Annotated in this window: 14 protein-coding genes; 12 read left to right on the plus strand and 2 right to left on the minus strand. The window is 37.0% G+C overall.

Features of this window, described 5'->3' with window-relative positions:
- Positions 1-56: 56 nt before the first annotated feature.
- The 6 genes from JUJ52_RS10220 (at position 57) to uvrC (ending at position 5,975) form a co-directional block, all read left to right on the plus strand.
- Positions 57-641, plus strand: coding sequence for a fatty acid metabolism transcriptional regulator FadR (locus JUJ52_RS10220; protein WP_026681388.1), 585 nt, complete (start codon positions 57-59; stop codon positions 639-641).
- A gap of 44 nt (positions 642-685) precedes the next feature.
- Positions 686-1,459: an enoyl-CoA hydratase gene (locus tag JUJ52_RS10225; RefSeq protein ID WP_026681387.1), complete on the plus strand. Its 774-nt coding sequence runs from the start codon at positions 686-688 to the stop codon at positions 1,457-1,459.
- A gap of 19 nt (positions 1,460-1,478) precedes the next feature.
- Entirely contained in the window at positions 1,479-2,252 is a 774-nt protein-coding gene (locus tag JUJ52_RS10230) for an electron transfer flavoprotein subunit beta/FixA family protein (RefSeq protein ID WP_026681386.1), read from the plus strand.
- A 28-nt stretch (positions 2,253-2,280) separates the two neighbouring features.
- Positions 2,281-3,270: an electron transfer flavoprotein subunit alpha/FixB family protein gene (locus JUJ52_RS10235; RefSeq protein ID WP_026681385.1), complete on the plus strand. Its 990-nt coding sequence runs from the start codon at positions 2,281-2,283 to the stop codon at positions 3,268-3,270.
- A gap of 484 nt (positions 3,271-3,754) precedes the next feature.
- The gene (gene trxA, locus JUJ52_RS10240) at positions 3,755-4,069 is read left to right on the plus strand and encodes a thioredoxin (protein ID WP_026681384.1); all 315 of its coding nucleotides are present in this window, start codon (positions 3,755-3,757) and stop codon (positions 4,067-4,069) included.
- A 91-nt stretch (positions 4,070-4,160) separates the two neighbouring features.
- Positions 4,161-5,975 carry an excinuclease ABC subunit UvrC gene (gene uvrC, locus JUJ52_RS10245; RefSeq protein WP_026681383.1) on the plus strand — a complete coding sequence of 605 codons (1,815 nt, stop codon included), beginning with the start codon at positions 4,161-4,163 and terminating at the stop codon, positions 5,973-5,975.
- 186 nt (positions 5,976-6,161) lie between these two features.
- On the opposite strand, the gene JUJ52_RS10250 is transcribed toward uvrC, so the two are convergent.
- Positions 6,162-6,602, minus strand: coding sequence for a YslB family protein (locus JUJ52_RS10250; protein WP_026681382.1), 441 nt, complete (start codon positions 6,600-6,602; stop codon positions 6,162-6,164).
- 399 nt (positions 6,603-7,001) lie between these two features.
- Here JUJ52_RS10250 and JUJ52_RS10255 point away from each other — a divergent pair, with 399 nt between their 5' ends.
- The 4 genes from JUJ52_RS10255 to JUJ52_RS10270 all read left to right on the plus strand — a co-directional run bounded on the left by JUJ52_RS10255 (position 7,002) and on the right by JUJ52_RS10270 (position 10,694).
- The gene (locus JUJ52_RS10255) at positions 7,002-7,616 is read left to right on the plus strand and encodes a succinate dehydrogenase cytochrome b558 subunit (RefSeq protein ID WP_026681381.1); all 615 of its coding nucleotides are present in this window, start codon (positions 7,002-7,004) and stop codon (positions 7,614-7,616) included.
- A 28-nt stretch (positions 7,617-7,644) separates the two neighbouring features.
- Positions 7,645-9,408: a succinate dehydrogenase flavoprotein subunit gene (gene sdhA / locus JUJ52_RS10260; RefSeq protein ID WP_026681380.1), complete on the plus strand. Its 1,764-nt coding sequence runs from the start codon at positions 7,645-7,647 to the stop codon at positions 9,406-9,408.
- 2 nt (positions 9,409-9,410) lie between these two features.
- Positions 9,411-10,175, plus strand: a complete 765-nt coding sequence (gene sdhB / locus JUJ52_RS10265; protein ID WP_026681379.1) for a succinate dehydrogenase iron-sulfur subunit — start codon at positions 9,411-9,413, stop codon at positions 10,173-10,175.
- An 84-nt stretch (positions 10,176-10,259) separates the two neighbouring features.
- Complete coding sequence (locus JUJ52_RS10270) at positions 10,260-10,694, plus strand: acyl-CoA thioesterase (protein WP_026681378.1); 435 nt, start codon at positions 10,260-10,262, stop codon at positions 10,692-10,694.
- A gap of 45 nt (positions 10,695-10,739) precedes the next feature.
- Here the strand turns inward: JUJ52_RS10270 and JUJ52_RS10275 are convergent, their stop codons facing one another.
- A complete protein-coding gene (locus JUJ52_RS10275) occupies positions 10,740-10,964 on the minus strand; it encodes a helix-turn-helix domain-containing protein (RefSeq protein ID WP_010651078.1) in 225 nt (74 codons plus the stop codon).
- 306 nt (positions 10,965-11,270) lie between these two features.
- Between JUJ52_RS10275 and JUJ52_RS10280 the strand changes: the two genes are divergently transcribed.
- Both JUJ52_RS10280 and racE read left to right on the plus strand, forming a co-directional pair.
- Entirely contained in the window at positions 11,271-11,723 is a 453-nt protein-coding gene (locus tag JUJ52_RS10280) for a MarR family winged helix-turn-helix transcriptional regulator (protein WP_026681377.1), read from the plus strand.
- A gap of 24 nt (positions 11,724-11,747) precedes the next feature.
- Positions 11,748-12,572 (plus strand): glutamate racemase, encoded by an 825-nt coding sequence (gene racE / locus JUJ52_RS10285; RefSeq protein WP_026681376.1) that lies wholly within the window; start codon positions 11,748-11,750, stop codon positions 12,570-12,572.
- Positions 12,573-12,581 lie beyond the last annotated feature (9 nt).

Raw genomic sequence — 12,581 nt, forward strand, 5'->3', positions numbered from 1 at the left:
GTTAAGATAATGAATGAATAATCATTCATTTTATGTGCAGTTGTAAGGAGAGAAACATGAATAAAAATAGACCAAAGTATAAACAAATTATAGAAGCAGCCGTTGAGGTTATTGCAGAAAACGGTTATCATGCATCACAGGTTTCGAAGATTGCCAAAAAAGCTGGTGTAGCTGATGGGACGATCTATTTATATTTTAAAAATAAGGAAGACATACTTATTTCAGTATTTGAAGAAAAAATGGGTCAATTTATTAATCAGATAACTGTATCCATTCAAGACAAACAAGATGCAAATAAAAAGTTATTGGAATTAATTCAAATGCATTTTACACAACTTGCAGAGAATCCTCAGTTAGCAGTTGTAACACAGCTAGAACTTCGTCAATCAAATCCTGAATTACGATTAGAAATTAATAAGGTGTTAAAGCCATATTTAACAGTAATTGATTCCATTATTGAAGAGGGTATGAAGGAAGGTGTTTTCCGAAATAGTTTGAATATACCTCTTGTTCGTCAGATGATTTTTGGTACACTAGATGAAACGGTTACAAATTGGGTGATGAAAGAACGCAAGTATGACTTAGTAAAACAAGCATATGAAGTTCATGCTCTATTGACTGAAGGCCTTGCTAATTCGTAAGCAAAAGAGTGATGTGTACAATTTAAGATAAGGGAGATGGACTAATGAATACATTAGATTTTGAGGTAGTTAACCATATTGCTTACTTAACTATTAAAAGCCCTCCTGCAAACGCTTTATCTAGTACTCTATTGCGTGATCTTTCTACTAGATTAGATCAGATCGAAGAGGATATTAGCGTAAAAGCAATCATACTTAGAGGAGACGGTAAATTCTTTTCAGCAGGTGCTGATATTAAAGAATTCACTTCATTACAAGCAGCCTCTGATTATGAATTGTTAGCAAAAAAAGGGCAGGAATTATTTGATCGTATTGAGCATTTCTCTGTACCGGTCATTGCGGCAATACATGGAGCCGCTTTGGGGGGAGGACTTGAATTATCCATGGCCTGTCACATGCGAATTGTAACTGAAAATGCAAAATTAGGTCTACCTGAGTTAACATTGGGAATTATTCCTGGATTTGCTGGTACACAACGACTCCCACAATATGTTGGAACAGCAAAGGCGTATGAAATGATTTTAAGTGGTGAACCAATTAGTGGTAAGGAAGCATATTCCTTAGGATTGGCAAATAAAGTGGTAGATGAGGATATGTTAGAACAGGAAGTAAGACAATTAGCAGAAAAGGTAATTATTAAGAGTAAACCAACGATTAATCATGTTATGCAATTAATTCCTTTTGCCAAGACTGGAAACTTTGCTTCAGGTGTTGATGCAGAAGCAAAGGCTTTTGGACAGATATTTGGAACAGATGATGCAAAAGAAGGCGTACAGGCGTTTGTTGAAAAACGCAAACCAAACTTCCAGGATAAGTAGATTGAAGGAGGAAAATGAAATGAATATTTACGTATTATTAAAAAAGACGTTTGATACGGAAGAAAAAATTAATGTTTCTCACGGTCAAATCGAAGATGATGGAGCAGAATTTATCATTAATCCCTATGATGAATATGCGGTAGAAGAAGCAATTAATCAACGAGATGAACACGGTGGTGAAGTTACAGTAGTAACTATTGGGGATGAGGATTCCGAAAAGCAACTACGGACTGCTTTAGCAATGGGGGCAGATAAGGCGGTATTAATTAATACGGAGGATGATTTGGAGAGCGGGGATCAGTATACAACTGCTAAAATTTTGGAAGCGTTTTTTGAAGATAAAGAAGCAGATCTCATCTTAGCAGGAAATGTGGCTATTGATGAAGCAAGCGGGCAAGTTGGTCCCCGCCTTGCGGAAGCGTTGGGTATTCCTTATGTAACAACAATCACTAGTCTAAAAATTGATGGCGAGGTCGTAAACATTGAAAAAGATGTAGAGGGTGATGTGGAAATTATTGAGACGTCACTTCCTGTTTTAGTAACGTGTCAGCAAGGACTAAATGAACCACGTTACCCGTCACTACCAGGTATTATGAAAGCCAAGAAGAAGCCATTAGAAGAACTGGAAATTGATGATTTAGATTTAGACGAAGATGATGTAGAGCCGAAAACAAAAACTATTGATATCTTTTTACCACCTGAAAAAGAGGCTGGCCGAGTGCTTGAAGGTGAGCTTAACGAGCAAGTAGTAGAATTGGTTTCATTATTAAAGAATGAATCAAAAGTACTGTAATTTCTTATGACAGAGAGGAGAAAGTTACGTGAGTGAAAAAATAGTAGTAATTGGGGAAACAAAAGACGGTTCATTACGGAATGTATCTTATGAAGCTATTGCAGCTGCAAAAAAGGTAGATGCTGAAGCAGAATTAGTCGGCGTTATTTGTGGGTCTGGTGAGTTAGAGGAACTAGGAAAAGAGATGATTTATTATGGTGCTGATCGTGTCGTAACGATCTCTCATGATAGCTTAACAGCCTATACATCTGAAGGATTTGGGCAAGCGGTTTTAGCTGTTATTCATGAAGAGTCGCCAAAAAGTATTGTAATGGGACACACATCCATCGGTAAGGATTTAACCCCGAAAATTGCCAGTAAATTAGAAACAGGATTAATTTCTGATGCGGTAGATATTGAGGTTGAAGGGGATAAAATTCAGTTCGTTCGACCAATATATTCAGGTAAGGCATTTGAGAAGAAAATAATTACGGATGGTATCACGTTCTTTACGATTCGTCCAAACAATATACCTGCATTAAATCGGGATGAAGCACGTTCGGGAGAAATCACGCCAAAGAATTTAGACATTACAGATATTCGCACGGTTATTAAAGATGTGGTAAGAAAAGCATCAGAAGGTGTTGATTTATCAGAAGCTAATGTAATCGTTGCAGGTGGACGTGGTGTTAAGAGTGAGGATGGATTTAAACCACTTTATGAATTGGCAGAAGTATTAGGTGGAGCGGTAGGAGCTTCACGCGGGGCTTGTGATGCAGAGTATTGTGATTATTCATTGCAAATAGGGCAGACTGGTAAAGTTGTAACACCAGATCTATACATTGCTGTAGGTATATCAGGGGCTATTCAACATCTAGCGGGGATGTCGAATTCTAAAGTAATCGTTGCTATTAATAAGGACCCTGAAGCAAATATCTTCAATGTAGCTGACTACGGCATTGTTGGAGATTTATTTGAAGTAATACCATTATTAATTGAAGAAGTGAAAAAGCTACAAGAAGGAATAACGAATAGCTAATTTTAATGAAACCTATGGTAATAGTTATATTTTAAGCTGTCGAGTAGTCATTCTCGGCAGTTATTTTTATAATGCGAAAAGACAGGTTAACCGATCTTATTTAGACACTGCTCGTGTTTTTATTGCTTGATGAGTTGTGAGAATAATAATGAAAAAACCATACGGATCATTGGCTTCGTTATGTTTTGCTATTTCAGGTTGCAAGAAGATGTACATATCATTCGCTGCTTGTCCGAGTAATCAAGCTAGCTATAAGTTATGAGTATGGTTAGGACGCTTCCCGCGGGCAAGAAAAAACGAAGTTAGGTCATGTAGCTTCTCAACTAATATCAGCAGTTTAAGGCAGTGAGGTGAATGCTTTAAATAACAGCAATAAAAGAAATTTTTATAACTCATATACGCATAAGCAAATTATTAGTAAGGTTATACTAACGATGATATACTCAACGTAAGAATTAAGCTTCATATTAGGAGGAGTAATATAATGGCGATTATAAATGTAACTGATCAAAACTTTTCTAAAGAAACTGCTGAGGGTTTAGTACTAGTAGATTTTTGGGCGCCTTGGTGTGGCCCTTGTAAAATGATTGCACCAGTACTTGAAGAAATTGATGGAGAAATGGAAGACAAAGTACAAATTGTTAAATTAGATGTAGATGAAAACCAAGAAACTGCTGGTAAATATGGTGTAATGAGCATACCAACTTTATTACTATTTAAAGATGGAAATGTTGTTGACCAAGTTATCGGTTTTCAACCAAAAGAAGCTCTAGTAGATTTAATTAACAAACACGCCTAAACATTGTATACTAATAAATAGAATGTATGAAATTGATAAATCCCTTGTTGCAGATGTAACAAGGGATTTTCTAAAGGGATTGGATGAACTTATGAATCAGTTAATTAAAGAAAAGCTTGCAGTGCTCCCAGCTAAACCAGGGTGCTACATTATGAAGGATAAGCATGAAACGGTGATATATGTCGGCAAATCGAAGCTTTTAAAAAATAGGGTTCGCTCCTACTTTACTGGAGCAAATGATCGTAAGACGCAGCGGTTGGTTCAAGAGATTGAAAGCTTTGAATATATTGTAACATCATCGGAAATCGAAGCACTCATTTTAGAAATGAATTTAATAAAAAAATACGATCCGAAATACAATGTCATGCTAAAGGATGATAAATCGTACCCATATCTAAAGATAACTTCTGAACGGCATCCACGCTTGCTCATAACAAGAAAAGTTAAAAAAGATAAAGGGAAATATTTTGGACCTTACCCAAATGTCATCGCTGCTAGAGAAACCAAAAAATTACTTGATCGACTTTATCCGCTTAGAAAGTGTAATAATCCACCGGGGCGCCCATGTCTTTATTATCATATGGATCAATGTTTTGCATGTAGTGAAACACCACCGACGAAAGAGGCATATGATGAGATTGTTCAGAATGTATCCTCCTTTTTACACGGCGGTTATACATCCATTAAACGTGATTTATCACAGAAAATGTATGAGGCAAGTGAACAGTTAAATTTTGAGAGAGCTAAGGAATTGAGGGACCAAATACAACATATTGAATCTGTCATGGAGCAACAGAAGATGACCATGAATGACCAGACTGATCGGGATATATTTGGTTATAGCTTTGATAAAGGGTGGATGTGTATTCAAGTATTCTTTATTAGGCAGGGGAAATTAATAGAACGTGATGTTGCCGTATTTCCTTTCTTTGACGAGGCAGAGGAAACATTTATTAGCTATATTGGTAGGTTCTATCTACATCAGAATCATCCGAAGCCAAAACAAGTTCTTGTACCATTGGGCACAAATGTAGACTTACTGAAGGATCTTTTGGATATTGATGTTCATACACCCTATCGGGGGCGAAAAAAAGAGTTAGTTGAACTCGCTACTGAGAATGCAAAAATTTCGTTGAAGGAAAAATTTTCGATCATCGAAAGGGATGAAGAACGGACAATTGTTGCAGTAGAGCATTTAGGCGAACGACTAAATATTGAAACACCCCATCGAATAGAAGCATTCGATAATTCCAATATACAAGGTACAGATCCAGTATCTGCCATGGTTGTTTTCATTGATGGAAAACCAAATAAGAAAGAATATAGAAAATATAAGATTCGAGATGTTGAGGGGCCAGATGACTATGAAACGATGCGAGAGGTTATCCGTCGAAGATATACGAGGGTCTTGAAAGAAAACCTACCATTACCAGACCTGATCATCGTTGATGGAGGGAAAGGTCAAATGAGCGCGGCACTAGACGTTCTCGAAAATGAACTTGGACTTGATATTCCTTTATGCGGTTTAGCAAAGGATGATAAGCATAAAACCAGTGAATTATTATACGGTGTACCACCAGTTGTCGTACCATTGGATAGGAAATCACAGGAATTTTATCTTGTTCAGAGAGTACAGGAAGAAGTACATCGTTTTGCTATCTCTTTTCATAGACAGTTACGTGGGAAAAATGTGTTTCAGTCAGAATTAGATAAAATCCCAGGTATTGGTGAAAAAAGGAGAAAGCTGCTCTTAACGCATTTTAAATCGATTACTGAAATTAAAAAGGCAGAGATAAAGGAATTTACTAAGCTAGGCATACCAAAGAATACAGCAAATGAAATCATTACTTATTTAAATAGCCCAGAAAATGAAGAAGAATTGTCCCAAAATCGTCCTAAAACATAATTTGCGTCTGGAGCAAGCATATATCTTAGCTAAAGCAAAAGCCGAACTAGAATTTTAAATCTGTTCGGCCCTTTGCTGCTACTATTTGCCATGTTGACAAACGCTATATTCCGAAGTATAAACATTCGTTATTTACAAACATAGAAAGACCTCTCAAAAAATAGACTCTTGAGACAACCTCTTTTACTATCTGCTTAGCACAGCTGTAAATTCTACCTGGTGAATGCGTGAATGAACGGATTCGACACATTCACAATCACAGTTTTCTGTCATTTGCAATGCTTCGGCTAAAAAGCCAGCCTCTAATCGAAAGTCAGCTTCAAATGGTGCCTTTAATCGTTGAACAATTGAATCCGACATTAACTGAAACACCATTTCTTTCTTTTTGTTTTTAACTAGTTCCAATTGTCCCCAACCTAAATTTTCAAAAATAATGAAAATATCTCCCATTGTACTTAATTCAAACTTCCGTGCTAGTTTTCTTCCCATGAAATATAAGAGAGTATGAGATTCTCTTCCTAATAATTCTGGTAAACCTACGTAGCGTAGAATATCATAACCGGCACCTGCCGTATGTAATTCTTCCATCTGGGAAACGGTAATCGTTGTGTCAGTTTTGTTTGTCATGAATGTCATCCTCTCTAAATCATAGCTTAAAAGACTAACGAATTATGTACTTCATAGCTACTACTATTATTATCTATATATTGTACCGATTTCGCAAGTATACAAAGGAAATTGATTCAGTTTTTAGTTCATATTATGGATATACATAATTCTTCATTTTTAGGTACCGTTTTCTTGACGCTTTATGGAGATAGAAGTACAATAAACATGTCACAAATTGTACATTATCAACCTCATCAATTTTTATTATTTTACACGCTGTGAAACAGTAAAGAAAAGTATATCTAAACATAGACTTTTCACCATCAGTCTTGGCAATGCGCCAAGCTTTTCTAATTAGGTTGATGTGATGTGATAAAAATGAAACTAACATTGATTAAACTAAAGGGGGGTAACACATTGGCAGAGCATCGTGAATTTCTAACTAGAAGATTACACTCGTTACTAGGCGTAATTCCAATTGGAATATTTTTGGTTCAGCACTTAGTGGTGAATCATTTTGCTGTGTATGGTGAAGAAAACTTTAACAAGGCAGCAGACTTTATGCACGGTTTACCATTTCGACTCTTATTGGAATTCGTAGTCATTTACCTGCCTATCTTGTTTCATGCTATTCTAGGGGTTTATATTGTATTTGTAGCACGAAGCAATACGAAAAACTATGGTTTTTTCCGAAATTGGATGTTCGTCTTACAACGTGTAACAGGAATTATTACCTTTGTCTACATTGTATGGCACGTTTGGGAAACAAGAATTCAGATTGGTTCTCAGGGAGCAGATTATAGCTTAATGGAAGGAATACTTTCTAGCCCATTCATGTTCTGGTTCTACATTATTGGATTAATAGCAACTGTTTTCCATTTCGCAAACGGACTTTGGAGCTTCTTCGTGACATGGGGTATTACGCAATCACCGAAGTCGCAAAAAATTGCTACATATGCAACGGTCGTAGTGTTTTTAGCATTGAGCTATGTTGGTGTAAGAACGTTAATTACATTTGCATACGGAGTTTAACTAAAGAACAAGGGAGTGAGCATCTATTATGAGTAATCGAAAAATAGCCATCGTCGGTGGAGGGTTGGCTGGATTAATGGCAACTATAAAAGCGGCCGAAGCAGGAGTCAATGTTGATTTATTCTCCATTGTACCTGTAAAGCGCTCTCACTCTGTATGTGCCCAAGGCGGTATTAATGGTGCAGTAAATACGAAGGGAGAAGGGGATTCTCCTTATATCCATTTTGATGATACTGTATATGGTGGTGACTTTCTTGCGAACCAACCACCTGTTAAAGCGATGTGTGATGCAGCGCCAAGCATTATCCATATGCTAGATAGAATGGGTGTTATGTTTAACCGGACGCCAGAAGGATTGCTAGATTTCCGACGTTTTGGTGGAACACAGCACCATCGTACAGCATATGCAGGGGCAACTACAGGACAGCAATTATTGTATGCGCTAGATGAGCAGGTTCGTCGCTATGAAGTAGAAGGACTTGTAACGAAATATGAAAATTGGGAGTTCGTTCATGCCGTCATTGATGAAGAAGGTGTTGGAAGAGGGATTGTAGCGCAAGACATTAAGTCACATGAAATTAAGGCCTTCCCATCTGATGCGACGATATTCGCAACTGGAGGCCCTGGAATTATCTTTGGTAAGTCCACGAACTCCGTTATTAACACAGGTTCAGCTGCTAGTATTTTGTATCAACAAGGAGCAAAATATGCAAATGGTGAATTTATTCAAATTCACCCAACAGCCATTCCTGGAGATGACAAATTACGTTTAATGAGTGAATCTGCTCGTGGTGAGGGTGGACGAGTTTGGACGTATAAAGACGGTGAGCCTTGGTATTTTCTTGAGGAGAAATATCCAGCTTACGGAAACCTCGTACCACGTGATATTGCGACCCGAGAAATTTTTGATGTTTGTGTAAATCAAAAACTAGGAATTAACGGGGAAAATATGGTTTATTTGGATTTATCCCATAAGGATCCGAAAGAACTTGATATTAAGCTTGGCGGTATTATTGAGATATATGAGAAATTTGTCGGTGAAGACCCTCGTAAAGTTCCAATGAAGATATTCCCAGCAGTTCATTATTCAATGGGTGGTCTATGGGTAGATTATGACCAGATGACAAACATTCCAGGAATATTTGCAGCTGGAGAATGTGATTATTCACAACACGGCGGTAACCGTTTAGGGGCTAACTCCTTACTATCTGCCATTTTTGGTGGTTCAGTTGCTGGTCCGAATGCAATTAAATACGTTGAAGGGTTAGATAAACATGTTGATGATTTATCGCCTGAACTATTTGAGTCTAATGTCAAAGCGGCAACAGAAGACTTTGAAAAGCTAATGAAGATGGATGGGGAAGAAAATGCCTATCAAATTCACAAAGAGCTTGGTGAATGGATGACAGATAATGTTACCGTTGTTCGTGACAATGAGAAGTTATTAAAAACAGATGAGAAAATTCAAGAACTGCTTAAGCGGTGGGAAAATATAAATATTAATGATACATCGCGTTGGAGCAACCAAGGCGTTATGTTTACTCGTCAGTTGAAAAATATGCTTCATTTAGCACGAGTTATTACACAAGGAGCATATAACCGTAACGAAAGTCGTGGAGCCCACTATAAACCAGAATTCCCTGATCGAAATGATGAGGAATGGTTAAAAACGACAATTGCTCAATTTGATAAAGAAACTGAGTCACCTCAGATTACGTATGAAGAAGTCGATGTGTCATTAATTAAACCACGTAAACGTGATTACACAAAGAAAAGCGAAGGGAGTAAGTAAGAATGGCTGAACAAAAGACAGTTACTTTTATCATAACTCGACAAGCCGGCCCTGATTCTGCTCCTTATAAGGAAACATTTAACATTCCTTACAAAAAAAATATGAACGTTATTTCTGGATTAATGGAAATTCGTCAAAATCCAGTTACTGCTGATGGGAAGAAAACATCACCAGTACAATGGGATATGAACTGTTTAGAAGAAGTATGTGGTGCTTGTTCTATGGTGATTAATGGAACAGCTAGACAGTCATGTGCCGCACTAGTAGATCAATTGGAGCAGCCTATCCGTTTGGAACCGATGTCTACGTTTCCGGTAGTTCGTGATCTAATCGTTGACCGTGAACGTATGTTTGATGCATTAAAACAAGTAAAAGCTTGGATTCCAATTGACGGAACACATGATTTGGGACCAGGACCAAGGATGCCTGAGAAGAAGCGGCAATGGGCTTATGAATTATCTAAATGTATGAGTTGTGGTGTTTGTTTAGAAGCCTGTCCGAATGTAAACGATAAATCTAACTTCATTGGTCCAGCAGCATTGTCTCAAGCTCGCTTGTTTAATGCTCATCCAACTGGAGAAATGAATGCAAGTGAACGATTAAACGGTTTAATGGAAGATGGCGGAATTGACGGTTGCGGGAACTCACAAAACTGTGTGCAAGTATGTCCGAAGGGTATTCCGCTTACAACATCAATTGCAGCAATGAACCGTGCGACAAATATTCAAGCATTTAAAAACTTCTTTGGAAGTGACAATGCACATTAATGATGAATGTTAAATAAAATGGCCCCTGCCAAGATTGGCTGGGGTCATTTTTACAAGTTTAACAAATGGAAAGGGGTAAGGGAGATGCGAATTGCTTACATAGAAGACATGGATCATTGGCGTTCTACGTTTTCTTTCTCAATACCGATTAAGGTTCGTTTTTCGGAGACGGATTTATTTGGGCATGTGAATAATACATCACCATTTATCTATTTTGAAGAAGCAAGAATTGAATTCTTAAAATCAAAGGGAATGTTTATTAAAGAATCAGAAGCCATTCCTGTTGTTTCTGATTTACAATGCGATTATTTACAACAAATGTATTTTGATGAATCCTTTGACGTCTATGTTAAAGCAAACCATGTCGGGAATACCTCATTAGATCTGCATTATATGGTTCTTAATGAGAAAGGAGAAATAGCCTTAACAGGACGGGGAAGATTAGTATATATTAATCCAAAAACGGGGGAAACTGTTTCTTTACCAGAGGAAATGAAGGAATTGCTTGTGAAAAATTAAATGCTCAAACCTAAATCGGCTTTCCAATAAGGAAAGCCGATTTGATTAGAGCTTCAATTCCCCCATGCGAAGGAGCTCTACTACAGCCTGTGAACGCCCCTTAACTCCTAGCTTTTGCATAGCATTTGAAATGTGGTTGCGGACAGTTTTTTCTGATATGAATAATTCCTGGGCAATTTCTTTTGTTGTTTTATCTTGTACTAACAGCTCGAAAACCTCTTTTTCACGTTTTGTTAATAATTGCTTCGGTTTATACTCGTTGTCCTTCAAATGTTAACCCCTCCTTGCTGTCAATAGAGCTGCAGATTGAAGGGAAATTATTTAGTCACTATAGCTTATGTTGGATCAAGGAAACGGTGCGTACATTTGTCGTGGTAGTAATTGATTTATTTAAAAGAAATTTTAATATAGGAATCAGAATGTCTTATAATAAAATAACGATCAATATACACGTGATTTGAATAGGATGAATGTAGCACTATTTCCTATTTGGTTGTAAATGAATATCACTTTACGGGACTGCAGTACGTTATGTAAAATAGTCATATACGGGAAGTAATTCTAGGAGGTTACATGTTGAAATCAAACGCAACAACAGATACAATAAATAAGATTGAAAAAAGAATGCGCTACATTTCAGGAATCATAAAACAAAAGGGACGACAAATATTAAATAATTATCCAATTACTTCTCCGCAGTTCATTGCATTGCAATGGCTATTGGAGGAAGGGGATTTAACGATCGGAGAACTATCCAATCGGATTAGTCTAGCTTTTAGCACGACAACTGATTTAGTAGATAGAATGGAAAATAATAACCTTGTTGAAAGAGTACGAGATGCTAAAGACAGAAGAGTAGTACGTATTCACGTTCTTGAAAAAGGAAAAACAATTATCCATGAGGTGATTGAAAAGAGACAGCAGTATCTTGGCAACGTACTTGAAAATTTTTCAGAAGAACAAGTGGAAGACTTACATGAATTACTTTCATACTTGCATGAGCAAATGATAAGTATAGATGATAAATAAAACTTCAAAGAAGAGGCGATATGGTTGAAGCAGGCAATTGGGGTCATTGACTCTGGGGTAGGGGGATTAACCGTAGCACATGAACTAATGAGGCAGCTACCGAAAGAAAAGCTGATTTATTTAGGTGATACTGCTAGATGTCCCTATGGACCAAGATCAAAAGAAGAAGTAAAGCAATTCACGTGGGAAATGGTCGATTTTCTACTGGAAAAAAATATAAAAATGCTTGTTGTCGCATGTAACACGGCCACTGCATTTACATTAAAATCATTAAAAGAGGAACTAGATATCCCGGTAATTGGTGTTATTCAACCTGGAGCAAGAGCAGCAATTAAATTTACAAGAAATAATCATATTGGTGTTATTGGAACAGAAGGTACTGTTAGAAGTCATGCTTATACGAATGCACTTAGAAATATTAAAAGCGAGTTAGAGGTTAATGCGCTAGCATGCCCCATGTTCGTACCTATGGTTGAACAAGGGATACTTGAAGGAAGTCAGGCAATAGAAGTTGTTGAAGATACGTTAGCTCCATTATTACAATACAGTAATATGGATACGTTGATCTTAGGATGTACGCACTATCCGTTAATTAAAGATACTATCCAATCTGTTATTGGACAACATATAACAATTATCTCATCAAGTGAGGAGACGGCAAGGGAAACGAGTACGATATTGGATGTACATCAACTGTTTAATAAAGATGATATTTATCCGGTTCACCAATTTTATACCACTGGTGACTTAGAAATTTTTATTGAAATATCCAAAAGTATCTTTAAAGAGCCTTACTTGCAAATGGTAACGATTGAAAAAGCATATCTCCATCAATTACAGGATTCTTAAAGCTAAGAA

Source organism: Virgibacillus sp. AGTR, assembly GCF_016919725.2.
GTDB lineage: Bacteria > Bacillota > Bacilli > Bacillales > Amphibacillaceae > Virgibacillus > Virgibacillus salarius.

Excerpts from the sequence above, each read along its gene's own strand:
- JUJ52_RS10230 (WP_026681386.1), top strand. The coding sequence starts at position 1,479 with ATGAATATTTACGTATTATTAAAAAAGACGTTTGATACGGAAGAAAAA.
- uvrC (WP_026681383.1), top strand. The coding sequence starts at position 4,161 with ATGAATCAGTTAATTAAAGAAAAGCTTGCAGTGCTCCCAGCTAAACCA.
- JUJ52_RS10250 (WP_026681382.1), bottom strand. The coding sequence starts at position 6,602 with ATGACAAACAAAACTGACACAACGATTACCGTTTCCCAGATGGAAGAA.
- sdhA (WP_026681380.1), top strand. The coding sequence starts at position 7,645 with ATGAGTAATCGAAAAATAGCCATCGTCGGTGGAGGGTTGGCTGGATTA.
- JUJ52_RS10220 (WP_026681388.1), top strand. The coding sequence starts at position 57 with ATGAATAAAAATAGACCAAAGTATAAACAAATTATAGAAGCAGCCGTT.
- JUJ52_RS10270 (WP_026681378.1), top strand. The coding sequence starts at position 10,260 with ATGCGAATTGCTTACATAGAAGACATGGATCATTGGCGTTCTACGTTT.
- JUJ52_RS10225 (WP_026681387.1), top strand. The coding sequence starts at position 686 with ATGAATACATTAGATTTTGAGGTAGTTAACCATATTGCTTACTTAACT.
- trxA (WP_026681384.1), top strand. The coding sequence starts at position 3,755 with ATGGCGATTATAAATGTAACTGATCAAAACTTTTCTAAAGAAACTGCT.
- sdhB (WP_026681379.1), top strand. The coding sequence starts at position 9,411 with ATGGCTGAACAAAAGACAGTTACTTTTATCATAACTCGACAAGCCGGC.